Here is a 15,536-nt window from a genome sequence, read left to right as displayed (position 1 = left end):
ACGCTACGTCGCGTCGCGTAATGCCGCACGACGACAAGGAGAAGCCCACATGTTCGACCTGAAAATCATCGGTGGCACCGTCGTCGACGGCACGGGCGCGCAGCGCTACCGCGCGGACATCGGGATCAAGGACGGCAAGATCGTCGACGTCGTGCGCCGCGGGGCCGACGACCCTGGGCCGGGCGGGTTACAAACCGCCGAGGCGGCCGAGACCATCGACGCGACGGGCCGCGTGGTGACCCCCGGCTTCGTCGACATCCACACCCACTACGACGGCCAGGTGAGCTGGGACAGCTCACTGGAGCCGTCGAGCGGCCACGGCGTCACCACCGTGGTCACCGGCAACTGCGGCGTGGGCTTCGCCCCGGTCCGGCCGGGCCGTGAGCAATGGCTGATCGAGTTGATGGAGGGCGTCGAGGACATTCCCGGTACCGCGCTGACCGAGGGCATCACCTGGGGCTGGGAGAGCTATCCGGAGTACCTCGACGCCATCGGCAAGCAGCGCTTCGCGGTCGACGTGGGTTCCCAGGTCGCCCACGGCGCCGTCCGCGCCTACGCGATGGGCGAGCGGGGCGCCCGCAACGAGCCGGCCACCCCCGATGACATCGCGGCGATGGGGCGGCTGGTCACCGAGGCGATCGAGGCCGGCGCCCTTGGGTTTTCGACGTCGCGGACCCTGGGCCACCGCGCGATGGACGGCGAACCCGTGCCCGGTACGTTCGCCGCCGAGGAGGAGCTGTTCGGCCTGGGCCGCGCCATGGCCGCCGGCGGGCAGGCGGTGTTCGAGCTGGCGCCGCAGGGGGCGGCGGGCGAGGACATCATCGGCCCGAAGAAGGAACTGGACTGGATGCGCCGGTTGAGCGGCGAGATCGACCGGCCGGTGTCGTTCGCCCTGATCCAGGTGGACGCGGACCCGAAGCTGTGGCGCGAGATGCTGGACCTCTCCGCGGACGCCCACGCTGCCGGCGCCCGGCTCTACCCGCAGATCGCGGCGCGCCCGTTCGGGATGATGATCGGCTTCCAGGGGCATCACGGCTTCAGTCACCGGCCCACCTACCGCCGGCTGAAGGCCGAGTGTAGCCGCGAGGAACTCGCGCAGCGCCTCGCCGACCCCGCCGTGAAGGCGGCCATCCTGGCCGAGGACGACCTGCCCGTCGACCCCACCCTGTTGTTCGACGGGATGTTCGCGCTGGTGCAGCACTCGCTGCACCGGCTCTACGCGCTGGGCAACCCGCCCGACTACGAGCCCACCCCGGACCGCACCGTCGCCGCCATCGCCGCGGCGCGCGGCGAGGACCCGCTGTCGACCCTTTACGACCTGATGCTCGAGGCGGAGGCGACCTCGATGCTGATGCTGCCGCTGTTCAACTACGCCGACGGCAACTGCGACGCCATCCGGGAGATGCTGCTGCACCCCGCCGGGGTGCTGGGGCTGTCCGACGGCGGCGCACATTGCGGCATGATCTGCGACGCGTCCTACCCCACCTTCCTGCTCACGCACTGGGCGCGGGACCGCCGCCGCGGCGAAAAGTTGTCGCTCGAGTACGTCATCCGCAAGCAGTCCCGCGACACGGCACACCTGTTCGGCCTCACCGACCGCGGCACGATCGAGCCGGGCAAGAAAGCCGACATCAACGTGATCGACATGGCTGCGCTGACCCTGCACCCCGCGGCGATGGCCTTCGACCTGCCCGCCGGCGGGAACCGGATCCTGCAGGGCGCCAGCGGCTACGCCGCGACCATCGTCAGCGGCACGGTGACCCGCCGCGACGACGTCGACACCGGAGCCCGTCCCGGCCGCCTGGTGCGCGGGGCGCGCTGAGGAGTCGCCCAACGTGACCGCCGGCCATCCCGTCCGGGCGCACGACGAGGACGCGATCGGCACCCCGCCGCCGGGCCCGACGCTGGTGCCGGCCGTGCGCTACTACTCACCTCGGTTCGCCGCGCTCGAGGTCGAACGCATGTGGCCGAAGGTGTGGCAACTCGCCTGCACGGTCGACCACCTCGCCGAGCCGGGCGACTACTTCGAGTACCGCTGCGGGCCGTACTCGGTGCTGATCGTCCGCGGGGACGCGGAATCTGGAGGCGGGTTGCGCGCCTTCCAGAACGCCTGCCGCCATCGCGGCAACTCGCTGTGCGTGGGCTCCGGGCAGGGGCTGCGCGAGATCAGGTGCGGCTATCACGGCTGGACCTGGGACCTGGCCGGCGCGCTGAAACGGGTGCCCGGCCGCAAGGGCTTCGGCGCGCTGCGAATGTCGGATTTTCCGCTGGTTTCCGTCCGGGTCGACGTCTGGGAGGGGCTCGTTTTCGTCAACCTCGACCCCGCCGCGGTGCCGCTGGCCGACTACCTGGAGGCGGTACCCGACGACATCGCCTGGTGCGGGCTGGGCGACTTCCGCTGCTACGCCACGCTGACCGTCGAGGTGGACGCCAACTGGAAGACCATCGCCGACGGATACAGCGAGACCTACCACATCGCCACGCTGCATCCGGAGTTGCTGCGCTGCGTGGACGACATACATGCGCCGCAACGCATCTGGGGACACACCGGCAAGTCCGACCAGCCCTACGGCGTGCAGAGCCCGCGTTTTGCCGGCGTGTTGAGCGACGAGGAGGTGTGGGACGCCTACGTGCACACCCAGGGTGCGCTGATGGGCGTGGCCGAGGGCACGCCGTTGCCGGAACGCGAACCCGGGCAGACGGTGGCGGACGCGATCGCGGCACAAACCCGGGCTTTCGCCGCCGGGCGCGGGGTCGACCTGAGCTGGGCCGATACCGACCGGATCACCCGACTGCACCAGTACAACGTGTTCCCGAACATGACGTTGCTGACCAACGCGGACCACTTGACCGTCATGTGCTCGCGGCCGCGGGACGCCGACCCCGATCCCGACAAGGGCGAGCTGGTGATGTTCTTGATGACGCGGATGGCACCGGGCGCGCCACGCACCAAGCCGGCGAATGTTCGCGTGACGGCTGAGACGGCTGAGCCGGGTGTGGTTCTGACGCAGGACATTCGGGTGCTCCCCGGCGTGCAGCGGGGCATGCATCAGCCCGGCTTCACCCATCTGGTGCTCTCCGGTGAGGAGCGGCGCGTGATCAACATGCACCGCAACCTCGAGCGCTATCTCGACCTCCCCGGGCCCGAACGCATGCGTGGCGGCACGGCCGACGAAACTCCACCGACGTAATCGGCGCAGACACTCGGAAAAGTGGTGTGCGGCCCACTAGACTTCCGCCTGTGACGACCCCGTCTGACCGCTGGGGCGACGAACGCCACCACCTCTCGCATCAACTGCAGATGCGATATCAGCCACTGGGCCGGGTCCGGGCACGGCGGCTGTGTCAGCAATTCGCGAGCGTCGGCGTCCGGACCGCGCCGGGACGCCTGCGGGCGATCGCGGCCGGGCTGCCCGTCGCGGCCGACGAGGTGACGGATGTCCATTTCGCGCTGATCGCGCTCGAGATGAACCGGGCGACGCGCGCGGCCAGGATCAAGCGGCTGAAGCGGCGCGGCTCCCGCTCGTTGCTGCTTGCCGGTCTGGTTCTGGTGGTCCTGCACTTCCTGCTGTGCGTCGCCTACCTGCTGCTGAACCTGGCCCAGCAGGGCGCAGCGCTCTAGCGGCACCCCGCGAGCAGCCGCAAAAGCTCCCCATTCACCGGCGTGTCGGGGGCATTTACGTCTGCTCGCGGTGTTGGCGGGCGACCAACGTCAGCCGGGCCCTGCGGCGGTTGGCCTCCGACCGCGCCGCCACCAGCACGCCCGCCTCGGTGTCGCCATCGATGTGTACCGTTCCGCCGGTGCTGCGGTGCTGATGCTGCCAGTCGCTGATCGCCTGGTGCGCAGCATGATCGAGATAGTCGGTGAGCACACTGACGGTGACCGTGGTCCGTTGCGGGACGGAGGCGAGCACGCGGGTCAGCCGCGGCAGCGCCAGGAACGTGCACGCGCCCTCGACGACGACGTGCCATTCGTCGCCCACCGGCGCGGCCTCGATCCGGGCCCGGATCACCCGCCATCCGGTCAGGACGATGGCCAGCGCGAGTCCGATCATGACGCCGTGCAGCAGATTGAGGAAGACCACGCCGACGGTGGTCACCACGTACACCGCCAGGTCCCCGTTGCGCAGCGCCGTTTCGATGTGGGCGGGCTTGAGCAACTGGGCGCCGACGACGATGAGCAGGCCCGCCAGCGCGGCCGTGGGAATCTCTTCGACCAGCCCCGCGAACGGAATGGTGAACAGCAGGATCCAGATCCCGTGCATGATCGCCGAGGCGCGTGTCTTCGCGCCGGCGTTGACGTTGGCCGCGCTGCGGACGATGACACCGCTGACCGGCAGCCCGCCGATCGCGCCGGCCGCGACGTTGGCCACGCCCAGGCCGATCAGCTCGCGGTCGAAGTCGGTGCGGGGCCCGTTGTGCATCCGGTCGATCGACACCGCGGTGAGCAGGCTCTGGACGCTGGTGATGAGCGTGACGGTGAGCACGCCCATCGCGACGGCTGCCCAGTTGCCGTCGGGCATCTCGGGCAGCCGGATCGCGTCCAGCACCGATCCCTCCAGCCGGATCCGGGGAACCTGGAACGGGAAGGCGACCGAGAGGACCGTCACCGCGACGATGGCGACCAGCGGGCCCGGGACGCGGCGCAGGCCGGCCGGCACCCAGTGCCAGCCGATCAGGACCGCAATCACCAGCACCCCGAGGATCACGCCCGGGCGGTGCGCGTCGACGATCTGCCCCGGCAGGCCGACGACGTTCTGCCAGGCCGTGCTCTTGGACTTGCCGCCGAGCAGCACGTGCATCTGCTGCAGGGCGATGGTGATGCCGATGCCCGCCAGCATGGCGTGCACCACGACGGGCGAGATCGCCAGCGCGGCCCGCGCGACGCGGCTCAGCCCCAGCAGCACCTGCAGAGCACCGGCGACCGCGGTGATCAAACACGTCGCCCCCCAGCCGAATTGGGTGACGAGGTCGGCCACGACGACGGTCAGGCCCGCGGCGGGGCCACTGACCTGTAACGGCGAGCCACCGAGAAAGCCGGCCACGATCCCCCCGACGATCGCGGCGGTCAGGCCGGCGAGCACCGGCGCATCCGAGGCGATCGCGATCCCCAGCGACAACGGCAGTGCCACCAGGAAGACGACCAGCGAGGCCGGAAGGTCGTGGCGCACCACCGCGCGCAGCCGGTCAGTACGCGACGGCGGCCCCTGCTCGACGCCCGCGTCGTCGAGCATTTGGATGCGCTGCATCGATCCCTCCCTCGTGGTGTCCTGGCAAGTGCCGCGCCGCCCGCCGCATGTCGCAGCCGGTCATGCCCGCGTAATACTTTGAAGGCCAGGCGATCACATATCCCAACGCCGTCATCCGGCCGGCCCGGCCTGGCTTCTACGCTCGAAGGTAGGTGGGTGGCCGGGCCGGGTCAACCCGGCGAGCCGAGCGCATATCGAATGCAAATCTTCGGCGCCGACGGGCGTCGGGGCTTCTCAGGCGCGGTCGTGGTGGCAGACCGCTTCGAGCTTGAGCCCGAACGGGTCGTACCAGAATGTCGCGTAGTAATGCCCGGGATACTGGGGAAAATGCCCGGGCGGGTCGATGACGGTGCCGCCGATCGCCATGACATGGTCGTGCACGGCGCGCACCGCTGCCCGGCGCTGCACCATAAAGGCCAAGTGCTGCAACCCCGTTCGCTGCGACGAGCACTTCCCCGGGCTTGTCGCCGGGTAGAAGAACACGTATGTGCCGGGCTTGCCACCGGCCGGCCGGTAGGCGAATTCGTCGTCAGCGGCGAGAAACGGCTCGAATCCGACGAGGGGCATGAGCGCGTCGTAGTAGCGCCTGGCGGCCGGCAGATCCGGCACGTTGACACCCAGGTGACCCAGCATCGGCTCAGTATCCGAGGGCTACGTGCGTCACGCCGGGCCGCGCCCGTCGCCGGCGAGTTTCAACAGCAGTCGCGTCCCGCCCAGCGGGCTGGCGTGCAAAGATGCCTGCCCGCCGTGCAATTCGGCCTGCTGTGCCACCAGCGCGAGCCCCAGCCCGGAGCCCGAGCGCGAGGCCGTCGAGCCGCGGGAGAAGCGCTCGAAGACGGCGGTGCGTTCGTGTTCCGGAACCCCGGTGCCGTTGTCGTCGATCGTGATCTGCACGCCCTCAACGGAACTGGTGACGTTGAGCTGAATCTCGGTGGCGCCGCCGTGCTTGACGGCGTTGGCGATGGCGTTGTCGATGACCAAGCGCAGCCCGGTGGGCAGGCCCACCATCAGCACGGTCGGCGAGGGCAACAGCGATACGTCTACATCGGGGTAGACGCGCAGCGCGTCGTGGGCGGCGCGATCCAGCAGTTCGGTGATGTCGAACGGCACGAAATCGTCGGAGGTGGTGAGCTGCCCCTGCGCGAGCCGTTCGAGTGCCGTCAGCGTCGACTCGATGCGGCTCTGGGTGCGGATGACGTCGCTGATCACCTCGTGGCGCTGCTCGGGCGCCAACTCCAAGGTGGACAGCACCTCCAGGTTGGTGCGCATGGCGGTCAACGGGGTCCGCAGCTCGTGCGAGGCGACGGCGGCGAAGTCGCGTGCCGATTCCAGCGCCGCCTTGGTGCGCTGCTGCTCGTTACCGATGCGTGCCAGCATTCCCTCGACGGCCTCGGCGATCTCCACGGCCTCGCGCACGCCGCGCACCTGGACCTCGTCCGGACTGGACTGGGCGTTGATGGCCCGCGCCTGCTGGGCGAGCAGCAGGAACGGGTTGACCATGATCAGCGAGATCACCCAGCCGACGAGCACGGTGCCGCCGATCACGCTGGCGCAGATCAGCATCACGCGCAGGTGTAGTTCGTCGATGCGGTGCTGCGCCTCGGCCAGCGGGGCCGCGAGCGCGATCGAGGCCGGGCCCGCGGTGAAGGTGCGGACCCGGTACTGCACGCCGTTGATGGTGGTGTTCGCATAGCCGTTGGGCAGCTTGGGCAGCACTATGTCGCTGGGCACGGAGACGGTCACACCGCCGATGCGCGCGGTGCGGACCAGGTTGCCGTCCGGTGTCGGTCGGTCGGGGCTGCTGAGCTGGGCACTGTTGAGCAGCGTGTTGATATCGCCGAGGCTGCTGACCGAATCCAGCCGCCGGTCGAGCTGGCTGTACTGGTCGTTGGTGACGCCGATCCACACCCATGCGGCCAGGGCGACGGCGAAGCCGATCACCCCGAGTTGGGCGATGATGACAATGGTGCGCAACGACAGCACCCGCATCGGCAGCCGCACCAGCCGAAGCATGCGAGACCCGTGCTCCATCAGGCGACAGGCCGGCAGTCGGGCTGCGGCGGGGCGGAAATCATGGGTCGATTATGGTGCACGGCCGCGCCGGCCGGCCCCCGACAAGCGGTCCCCGGGTGACGAGCGTCTCACCGCGCCCGTTTGCCGCGCCGCTGGTGAGTGAGTACTCTCTCACTATGGTCATCTCCGGTCGCGACCGCCTGCTGGCCGAGGCGCTGAAACTCTTCGCGGCCAAGGGATACGCGGCGACGTCGGTGGCCGACATCCAGCGGGCATCCGGCCTGGCGCCGGGGTCGGGCGCGCTCTACAAGCACTTCGGCTCCAAGCGCGAACTGCTCGAGGCCGCGGTCGCGCACCGCATCGAGCGCATCGTGGCCGCGCGCGAGCAGTACGACGCCGGGGAGCCGGGCAGCGCGGAGGCCGCGGTACGCACCGCCGGCCAGCTGATCTGGGACAACCTGCGGCACAGCGAGGACCTGCTCAAGGTCATGCTGCGCGAACCGGACGAGCTCGGCGACCTCGACGAGAAGACCTGGCAGGTCATCACCGACAACGCCTACCAGCGGTTCGCCGACGAACTGGCCGCCTCCAACCGATCCGGGCGCACCCGCATTCCCGATCCCGAGGCGGCCGCCGCCGTGGCCATCGGGTCGTTGTCCTATGCCGCGACGTTGCAGGCGCTGACCGGTCGCCTGCCCGGAAACATCGATGCAAAACGTTACTTCGAGGCGTGGGTCGGCCAGACGGTCAGCGTCCTCACCCAATACCGACACCATGAGATTCAGGAGTAGAACCTTGGCTTTTTCACTGCAACTCAGCGACGACGTGATCGAGATGCGCGACTGGGTGCACCAGTTCGCCGCCGAAGTGATCCGCCCCGCGGCGGCCGAATGGGACGAGCGCGAGGAAACCCCGTGGCCGGTGATCCAGGAGGCCTCCAAGGTGGGGCTCTACTCGTCGGACTTTTTCGTGCAGCAGGCGGCCGAGCCGTCGGGGCTGGGCATGCTCATCGCGTTCGAGGAGACGTTCTGGGGCGATGCCGGTATCGCGTTGTCCTTCATGGGTACCGCGCTGGCCGCGGCGGCGCTGGCCGGCAACGGCACCCCCGAACAGCTGGGCCGCTGGCTGCCCGAGATGTTCGGCACCCCCGAAGAACCCAAGCTCGGCGCGTTCTGCTCGTCGGAGCCCGACGCGGGCTCCGACGTCGGCGGCATCCGCACCCGCGCCCGGTACGACGAGGCCTCCCGCGAGTGGGTGCTCAACGGCACCAAGACATGGGCGACCAACGGCGGTATCGCCAACGTGCACATCGTGGTGGCATCGGTCTACCCCGAGCTCGGCACCCGCGGCCAGGCGACCTTCCTGATCCCGCCGGACACCCAAGGCCTTGCGCAGGGGCAGAAGTTCAAGAAGCACGGGATCCGCGCGTCGCACACCGCGGAGGTGGTGCTCGACGACGTCCGTCTGCCCGAGGACGCCATCCTGGGCGGCCGGGAGAAGTTCGAGGAGCGCATCGCCCGGGTCAAGTCCGGTGGGTCCGCGGGCGGGCAGGCGGCGCTGAAGACGTTCGAACGCACCCGGCCGGGCGTCGGCGCGATGGCCGTCGGCGTGGCCCGGGCCGCCTATGAGTACGCGCTCGAATACGCCTGCCAGCGCGAGCAATTCGGCCGGAAGATCGGCGAATTCCAGGCGGTGGCGTTCAAGCTGGCCGACATGAAGAGCCGTATCGACGCGGCGCGACTGCTGGTGTGGCGGGCCGGTTGGATGGCAAACAACAACCAGGACTTCGATTCGGCCGAGGGCTCGATGGCCAAGCTGGTGGCCAGCGAGACCGCGGTCTACGTGACCGACGAGGCCATCCAGATCCTCGGCGGCAACGGCTACACCCGCGACTACCCCGTCGAGCGGATGCACCGCGACGCGAAGATCTTCACGATCTTCGAGGGAACCAGCGAGATTCAGCGGCTGGTCATCTCGCGGGCGCTGACGGGGCTGTCCATCCGGTAGCCATGTTGGCGGCGGCGGGCACCAGACATGATGGCCTGGTGACCACCGACATCCGCGTACTCGACGACGAAGACGACCTGATCGCCGCGGCCAACGTGTTCCGGGCCTCGATGGTGGGCCTTCCGCCGCTGCCCGACCTGCCGCCCGGCCGGATCACCGAACTGCTGGAGCCCGGCCGCACCATCGGGGCGTTCGTCGACGGGGAACTGGTCGGCACCGCCGACGCCGCAACGAGCGGCCTGACGCTGCCCGGCGGTGCGGTCGTGGGCCATGCCGCCGTGACGCACATCGGGGTGCTGCCGTCGTTCACCCGCAAGGGCATCGCCACCGACCTGGTCGGTCATCAGCTGCGCGACATCGCCGCGCGGGGCGAGGTCGTGGCCACGTTGCGCGCGTCCGAGGCCACGATCTACGAACGGTTCGGCTACGGCGTGGCGAGCTCGTCGCAGAGCGTGGAGGTGGCGACAGCGCGGGCGGCGCTGCGCCCCGACGTCGGGCGCGGCGGTCCGGTGCGGCTGCTCGACGGCGCCGGGGCCTGGGACGTCCTGCCGCGGATCGGCGCCGCGAACCGGCCGTCCCGGCCCGGGACCGTCGACCGCCCGGGCGTGTGGTGGCGAAGCGTGCGGCTGCGCACCGAAGCATCCTCGGCCCCTTGGTATGTCGCGGTGCACGGCGAGCCGGGGCAGGAAACGGGGTTCGTCCGCTATCGCCCCGTCGACACCGAACGGTGGTTCGTCAGCAAACAGCGCACGATCGTGGTCGAGGACTTCTTCGCCCCCACCGAGGACGCCTACCTGGGGCTGTTGCGCTTCCTGCTGGGACTCGACCTGATCGACCGCGTGGTGTTCTGGTCGCTGCCGCTCGACGATCCGCTGCCGTGGTTGCTTGTTGATCGGCGCGCGATGCGGGTAACCGCGGTGCATGACGAAACGTGGCTGCGCGTGGTCGACTGCGGCAAGGCGCTGTCGGCGCGCCGATACTCCGGCGACGGTGAGCTCACCATCGCCGTCAACGACTTGGTCCTGCCGCACAATTCGGCCCACTTCGCCGTCAGCGCCGCGGGCGCCGAGCGCACCGACCGGCGCGCCCGGTTGCACGTGGGGATCGAGGGACTGGCCGCCGTCCTGCTCGGCGGTGCGACGTGGCGCAGCCTGGCCGTGGCGGGGCTCGCCCGCGCCGACGACCCCGAGGCGGTCGCCGCGGCCGACCGGCTGTTCGAGGTGCCCGACGCCCCCTACGCCGGGTTCTTCTTCTAGCGGCGGCGCACGGCGGGCGCAGCCGTGATCGTCGTCGTCGGGGCGGGCATCTGCGGGCTCGCGGCCGCCTACGAGCTGACCCGTCGCGGGGAGCAGGTCGTCGTGCTCGAGCGCGGCGAACCGTTCGCCGAACAGTCCGCGGGGCAGGCGCGGATCTTCCGCATCGCGCACCGCCGTCCGGCGCTGTGCGGGCTGGCCCTGCGGGCCCGGCTGGCCTGGCAGCGCTGGGAATCCGAGTTGGGCGCAGGGCCCCTGCTGGGCGCGGAGGGCTTCGTCGCCGCCGGCCGGCGCACCGTTCTCGCGGCTGGACCGGCGCCAGCTCACGGCGCGCATCCCGTTCCTGCAGAACCCTTGGGACACCGGTTTGTTCGACCCCCTGGGCGGCAGCCTGCGCAGCCGCCGCGCGCTGTCGGCCCTGGCCGGGCGCGTCACCGTCGACCGCTGCGACGTGCGGTCGGTCGCCGACGACGGCTCGACGACGCTTGCCGACGGCACCGTGCTGCGCGGCGAGCGCGTGCTGATCTGCGCGGGAGCCGACACCGCCGCGCTGTTCGGCCCGATCGGCGTCGAGTTCGCCCCGCACACCCGCTTCACCTACGAGGGCGCCGACGCGGCCGGTGCCGCCTGCCTGTCGGCGCCCGAGGGCTACGGGCTGCCGCTCGGCGGCACCGGCCGCTGGGCCTTCGGCCAGGACGTCCCGGACCCGGCCGCCGTGCGCGCGCTGTTCCCCTCGCTGTCACCGGTGGGCCGGGTCGACTGCGTCACGGTGCGCGCGCCGTGGCTCGACGCGGGCGGTGACGGATGGTCGGTCGCGCGGCGCGGCCGCGTCGTCGCGTTCGTCGGCGCCAACCTCATGAAGTTCGGCCCGCTGCTCGGCGAGTTGCTCGCCGAGGCGGCGCTGGGCGACGAGCTGCCGGGCGAGCTCACCTCAGTGAGTAGCGGATCGGCAGGCGCTTGACACCGCCGACGAACGTCGCGGCGACGAGCTCGGGCGCGCCGGCCAGCTCGATGCTCTTGAGCCGCGGAATCAGTTCGGAGAAAAAGCTGTTCATCTCCATGCGGGCCAGCGCCGCACCCAGGCAGAAGTGCACACCGTAGCCGAACGACAGGTGCTTGTTGGGATCCCGCCCGACGTCGAACCGGAACGGGTCGGCGAACACGTCCTCGTCGCGGTTGGCCGAGACGTAGGACAGCAGCACGGATTCGTCCTTGGCGATCGGTATGCCGCGCACCTCGGTGTCGGCCTGAGCGGTGCGCATGAATTCCTTGACCGGCACCACCCAGCGGATCATCTCCTCGACCGCGGTGCCCATCAGGCTCATGTCGTTCTGCAGCCGCGCCAGCTCGCCGGGGTGCTCCAGCAGTGCCAGCAGCCCGCCGGCGATGCCGGCGCTGGTCGTGTCGTGACCGGCGCTGGCCACGATCACGTAGTACGACGCGGTGTCCATGTCCGACAACGGTTCCCCGTCGATCGTGGCGTTGGCGATCGCCGAGGCCAGGTCCTCGGTCGGGTGCTCGCGACGCGAGGCGGTCAGCGCCGCGAAGTAGTTGAAGAAGTCCAGCAGCACGGCCAGCATGTCCTCGGGGGTGCCGCCGCGCTGGAATTCGGTGTCCTCGCCGCCGAACATCTCCTGGGTGAGTTTGAGCATGCGGGGGAAGTCCGACTCCGGCAGGCCCAGCAGCGAAAGGATCACGTACAGCGGGTAGTTGACCGCGATCTCCTGCGCGAACTCCAGCTCCGGGCCCTTCTCCAGCATCTGGTCGACATAGATCTTGGCCAGCTCGTCGCAGCGGGCCTTCAGCGCCCGCATGGCCGCCGGGCGGAACCAGTCCGCCCCGACCTTGCGGATGTCCCGGTGATGCGGGTCGTCCATGTGGATCAGCGTGCGCAGCCCGATGCCGGCCTCCCGGTCCGCGCGCAGCTTCTCGTCGAGTTCGGTGTTCATCAGCAGCGGGCGCGGGTCGTTGGTGAACAGGTCGTTCTGCCGCTCGATGTCCATGATGTCGGCGTGCTTGGTGACCGCCCAGAACGGTTTGTATCCCTCGACGTCGACCCAGGACACCGGGGCATGGGCGCGCAGGTGGGCCAGCGCCTCGTGCAGCCGCTTCTCGTCGGTGTAGGCCTCAGGGTCGGTCAGCAGCCGCGCGGCGTCGTCCATGATGCGGGTGCTCATAGGTGCTCCTCGGGTAGGGTTCGCCGTCTCACGGAATCTAGAACGGATTCGTTCCTGAATTATGGCGCGTCGCGCGCGTGCGTCAAGGTTTGACGTCCTCCCCGCAGTGAAACTGCGGGGATTCCTCGTGCCGGCCGGCTGTCTCGATAGGCGTTCATGCGGCTATCGCCGTGGGCTGGTCGGTAGTGGAGGTTCGCGCCGAGCGGCTCTGTCGCATCGCGGCCTTGGCTTTACGCCTGGCTTTGATGCGCGCCACGGACCTCCGCGAGGGCGGATGCCTGCGGCCTCGCCGCTTGTGGGCGCGTCCTTCGGGCGCTTGCGCGCCCGCGGCTTGCGCTCACCGCGCGCCCGATCACCGGCGCCAACAGGTGTTGTCGGTTCCGGCGGGTAGACACCTTCGGTGTGCATGCCACGACGGTAAAAGACACCACCGACATCGCGGCGCCAGCGGGCAGCTACGACTACCGGCGCGCCGCCCACAGCGTGTCGGCGCCGTGGGCACATCTTGTTTTCGTGACCACATACCGCCGGCGGATTCTCAACTCGGCGATGCTGGACTTCTGCGAGCACACCATGTCGGGTGTCTGCTCCGATCTGGGCGCCGAGTTGGTTTGAGTTCAACGGCGAGCCCGAGCACGTGCACCTGCTGGTCTCTCACCCGCCCACCCCGGCGGTCGCCACACTGCTACGGCGGCGCAAAGGCCGCTCCAGCTACGAGATACGCCGCGAATACACCGCACCGTGCGTGCGGGCCCGCATGCGCAGCCACCTGTGGTCGCCATCGTATTTCGCCGCCTCCGCTGGCGGAGCGCCGTTGTCGGTGATCAAACGCTACAGCGAAAACCAAACCCGGCCCCTCATAACATCGGGCTACGCCCGACACGGGCCGATCCACGCAGCGGCTACGCCGCTGGTTTGCGCCAGTGGTTACCTCATCCACCAACTTGATGCGCTAACCGCGCTCCAAACCAGCGCGGCTTGCGCGCTACGATTCCTGGTCATCATGACTGCCGCGGGCCGCAACTACGGCGGGCTCACCCCCGAACAGCGTGCGCAGGGACGCCGCGAACGCCTGATCGAGGCCGCCCGCATGCTCGTCGCCGAGGGCGGCGTGGCCTCACTGACCGTCGATCTGGTCTGCCAGCAGGCGAATTTGAGCAAGCGGTACTTCTATGCCGAATTCGCCGGTAAGGACGACCTGCTCGACGCCTGCGCCGACGATCTGTTCCGGCGGTTGGTGGCCCGGATGGACGAGGTGCTGACCACCGCCCCGCTCGCCGATCGCGTCGAGGGCACCCTGCGCGCCGTGGTGCGCGCTCTGGCATCCGACCGCGCGGACGCGCGGCTGTACATGGAGTGCCCGGGCTTTCCGCGGCTGCGGGAACATCAACGGCGTGCGGTGCGCGACTTCACCGACCGCATGGCGGCCGACGCCATCGTCTTCACCGGACGCCCCAGGCCATCCGTCGACCGGAAGTTGGCGACGCGCGCGCTGGTCGCCGGGACCACCGACCTCATCGTCGCCTGGCTGCACGGCGACATCGACACCGACGAGGACACCCTGGTCGCCACCCTGACCGCCGCGGCCGGCGGGGCGGCAACTGCCCTCTAGCCGGTTCGCCTTGTAGCGCAGCCGTTTTCGCTAGGGGCACGGACGCCGCATCGCGCCCGGAGACGTCTGCCCGGCACCGTTCCAGCCCAGCGAGATCAGGACGAACCGCGGCCGGTACAGGCCCACCCGGCGGTACAGGTCGCCGCCGGGCGAGGTGTCGACACTGTTGACGTTGTAGGAAACCACGACGGCGGTGGGCGTCGAGTACTCGGGATGAACGTGGGCGTTGTAGGTGTAGACGTCGGCGTCGTGATAAATCCCCGAGCTGCCGCTCTCGGGCGTCACGTACAGGGTGGTCGCGGGCCCGAACGGCCCCGTCGGGGCGGGGCCGAACCGGCCGACGATCCGGTCGCTGAATCCCGTGCCGCCCTGCATCGTTGTGAGCATGTACGCGCCGGGGCGCAGCCTGTGCACCGAGAACTCGCCGGCGATGCCGTCGGTCACCCGCAACGAATCCGACTCCGCCGTCGACCAGCCCCGGCCGGTCCAGTAGGAGAAAGGTTGGCGCAGATCGCCTCCCGTGACGCGGGCCACGTGCAGATACCTGTGTTCGCCGTCGGTCTCGGCACCGTACACGTAGGTCCAGGCGCCGGCCGGCTGCACCCACTGACCCCACTGGATGCCGCGCGACCACGGCAGCGGCGTCACCGCCGGCACCCGCAGATCGCGGACGTCGAACCGGGCCAACGCGGATCCCGCGAAGGCGAAGTCGAACGGACCGGGACCGGTGGGCCGCCACTCGGTGACCGGAACCTGCAGTGCCCCATCGAGGTACGTCGCGGCTCCCAGCCAGAACCAATGGGTGGGATCGGCCGGCGCGATCAGCGCCGCGGGTCGGGCGGCGGTCCCGCCGACGATGGTGGAAAAGCGTCCCACGGCGTCACGCACGACGAACGAGTTGTGCACGAAGGCCGCGTCGGGTGGCCGGGCCCGCGCGGTGACGGGGCCCAGGAACGTGTCCGAGAAGGCGAAGACCTCCCTCCCGTCGGGAAGCGGCGACGTCCACGTGGAATCCCCGCCGGTCCACCCGGCACCGGAGTTCGCGTAGTCCGCAAGCGCGGTGTCCAGGCAGGTCAGCGGCACCGCGCGCGGCGCCGGCGACGGCGTGGCCGGACCCGAGGCGAGCGCGGTGATCAGCAGGGCGACGAGCAGCCCGCCGGCCCGTCGCCCCGGTCCACGCCGCACCGTCACACGATAGCCCTGCTCGGCGAACGACCCGGCCGGC

The 15,536-nt window shown here is 70.0% G+C and carries 12 protein-coding genes and 2 pseudogenes; 9 read left to right on the top strand and 5 right to left on the bottom strand.

Translation table 11 applies throughout. The features are described from left to right. Window positions 1-49: 49 nt before the first annotated feature. Genes ACJ512_RS00640 through ACJ512_RS00630 form a run of 3 tightly spaced genes read left to right on the top strand, consistent with a single transcriptional unit; the run spans window position 50 to window position 3,622 of the window. Entirely contained in the window at window positions 50-1,822 is a 1,773-nt protein-coding gene (locus ACJ512_RS00640; protein WP_407687970.1) for an N-acyl-D-amino-acid deacylase family protein, read from the top strand. A 13-nt stretch (window positions 1,823-1,835) separates the two neighbouring features. Continuing rightward, on the top strand, window positions 1,836-3,191 hold the full coding sequence (locus ACJ512_RS00635) for an aromatic ring-hydroxylating oxygenase subunit alpha (RefSeq protein WP_407687971.1): 1,356 nt from the start codon (window positions 1,836-1,838) through the stop codon (window positions 3,189-3,191). Window positions 3,192-3,241: 50 nt separating this feature from the next. After that, window positions 3,242-3,622 (top strand): hypothetical protein, encoded by a 381-nt coding sequence (locus tag ACJ512_RS00630; protein ID WP_407687972.1) that lies wholly within the window; start codon window positions 3,242-3,244, stop codon window positions 3,620-3,622. 55 nt (window positions 3,623-3,677) lie between these two features. Here the strand turns inward: ACJ512_RS00630 and ACJ512_RS00625 are convergent, their stop codons facing one another. From ACJ512_RS00625 to ACJ512_RS00615, 3 genes are all read right to left on the bottom strand, one after another. After that, window positions 3,678-5,249 carry a SulP family inorganic anion transporter gene (locus ACJ512_RS00625; RefSeq protein ID WP_407687973.1) on the bottom strand — a complete coding sequence of 524 codons (1,572 nt, stop codon included), beginning with the start codon at window positions 5,247-5,249 and terminating at the stop codon, window positions 3,678-3,680. A gap of 234 nt (window positions 5,250-5,483) precedes the next feature. Beyond that, complete coding sequence (locus tag ACJ512_RS00620) at window positions 5,484-5,882, bottom strand: VOC family protein (RefSeq protein WP_407687974.1); 399 nt, start codon at window positions 5,880-5,882, stop codon at window positions 5,484-5,486. A 27-nt stretch (window positions 5,883-5,909) separates the two neighbouring features. Continuing rightward, window positions 5,910-7,238 (bottom strand): sensor histidine kinase, encoded by a 1,329-nt coding sequence (locus ACJ512_RS00615; RefSeq protein ID WP_407687986.1) that lies wholly within the window; start codon window positions 7,236-7,238, stop codon window positions 5,910-5,912. 200 nt (window positions 7,239-7,438) lie between these two features. On the opposite strand from ACJ512_RS00615, the gene ACJ512_RS00610 reads away from it, so the two are divergent. The 4 genes and pseudogenes from ACJ512_RS00610 to ACJ512_RS00595 all read left to right on the top strand — a co-directional run bounded on the left by ACJ512_RS00610 (window position 7,439) and on the right by ACJ512_RS00595 (window position 11,483). Next, a complete protein-coding gene (locus tag ACJ512_RS00610; RefSeq protein ID WP_407687975.1) occupies window positions 7,439-8,053 on the top strand; it encodes a TetR/AcrR family transcriptional regulator in 615 nt (204 codons plus the stop codon). 4 nt (window positions 8,054-8,057) lie between these two features. Beyond that, window positions 8,058-9,269 (top strand): acyl-CoA dehydrogenase family protein, encoded by a 1,212-nt coding sequence (locus ACJ512_RS00605; protein ID WP_407687976.1) that lies wholly within the window; start codon window positions 8,058-8,060, stop codon window positions 9,267-9,269. Window positions 9,270-9,307: 38 nt separating this feature from the next. Beyond that, the gene (locus ACJ512_RS00600; protein WP_407687977.1) at window positions 9,308-10,525 is read left to right on the top strand and encodes a GNAT family N-acetyltransferase; all 1,218 of its coding nucleotides are present in this window, start codon (window positions 9,308-9,310) and stop codon (window positions 10,523-10,525) included. A 24-nt stretch (window positions 10,526-10,549) separates the two neighbouring features. Further along, window positions 10,550-11,483: pseudogene (locus ACJ512_RS00595) on the top strand (NAD(P)/FAD-dependent oxidoreductase). Here the strand turns inward: ACJ512_RS00595 and ACJ512_RS00590 are convergent. Further along, window positions 11,449-12,699 (bottom strand): cytochrome P450, encoded by a 1,251-nt coding sequence (locus tag ACJ512_RS00590; RefSeq protein ID WP_407687978.1) that lies wholly within the window; start codon window positions 12,697-12,699, stop codon window positions 11,449-11,451. The pseudogene ACJ512_RS00595 and the gene ACJ512_RS00590 sit on opposite strands and share 35 nt — an antisense overlap. Window positions 12,700-13,134: 435 nt before the next feature. Here ACJ512_RS00590 and tnpA point away from each other — a divergent pair. Together tnpA and ACJ512_RS00580 are read left to right on the top strand one after the other, a co-directional pair. Further along, a pseudogene (gene tnpA, locus ACJ512_RS00585) lies at window positions 13,135-13,564 on the top strand (IS200/IS605 family transposase); the annotation flags it as partial. 138 nt (window positions 13,565-13,702) lie between these two features. Further along, a complete protein-coding gene (locus tag ACJ512_RS00580; RefSeq protein ID WP_461480169.1) occupies window positions 13,703-14,311 on the top strand; it encodes a TetR/AcrR family transcriptional regulator in 609 nt (202 codons plus the stop codon). 30 nt (window positions 14,312-14,341) lie between these two features. Here the strand turns inward: ACJ512_RS00580 and ACJ512_RS00575 are convergent, their stop codons facing one another. Next, entirely contained in the window at window positions 14,342-15,496 is a 1,155-nt protein-coding gene (locus ACJ512_RS00575; protein WP_407687979.1) for a DUF4185 domain-containing protein, read from the bottom strand. Window positions 15,497-15,536 lie beyond the last annotated feature (40 nt).

The sequence above is a fragment of the Mycobacterium cajalii genome (genome assembly GCF_045809005.2).
In the GTDB taxonomy this organism is placed as follows: domain Bacteria; phylum Actinomycetota; class Actinomycetes; order Mycobacteriales; family Mycobacteriaceae; genus Mycobacterium.
This window is presented reverse-complemented; position numbering and strand designations above follow the sequence as displayed.

Coding starts and splice junctions, on each gene's coding strand:
- ACJ512_RS00640 (WP_407687970.1), top strand. CDS start 50: ATGTTCGACCTGAAAATCATCGGTGGCACCGTCGTCGACGGCACGGGC.
- ACJ512_RS00625 (WP_407687973.1), bottom strand. CDS start 5,249: ATGCAGCGCATCCAAATGCTCGACGACGCGGGCGTCGAGCAGGGGCCG.
- ACJ512_RS00620 (WP_407687974.1), bottom strand. CDS start 5,882: ATGCTGGGTCACCTGGGTGTCAACGTGCCGGATCTGCCGGCCGCCAGG.
- ACJ512_RS00615 (WP_407687986.1), bottom strand. CDS start 7,238: ATGCGGGTGCTGTCGTTGCGCACCATTGTCATCATCGCCCAACTCGGG.
- ACJ512_RS00610 (WP_407687975.1), top strand. CDS start 7,439: ATGGTCATCTCCGGTCGCGACCGCCTGCTGGCCGAGGCGCTGAAACTC.
- ACJ512_RS00590 (WP_407687978.1), bottom strand. CDS start 12,699: ATGAGCACCCGCATCATGGACGACGCCGCGCGGCTGCTGACCGACCCT.
- ACJ512_RS00580 (WP_461480169.1), top strand. CDS start 13,703: ATGACTGCCGCGGGCCGCAACTACGGCGGGCTCACCCCCGAACAGCGT.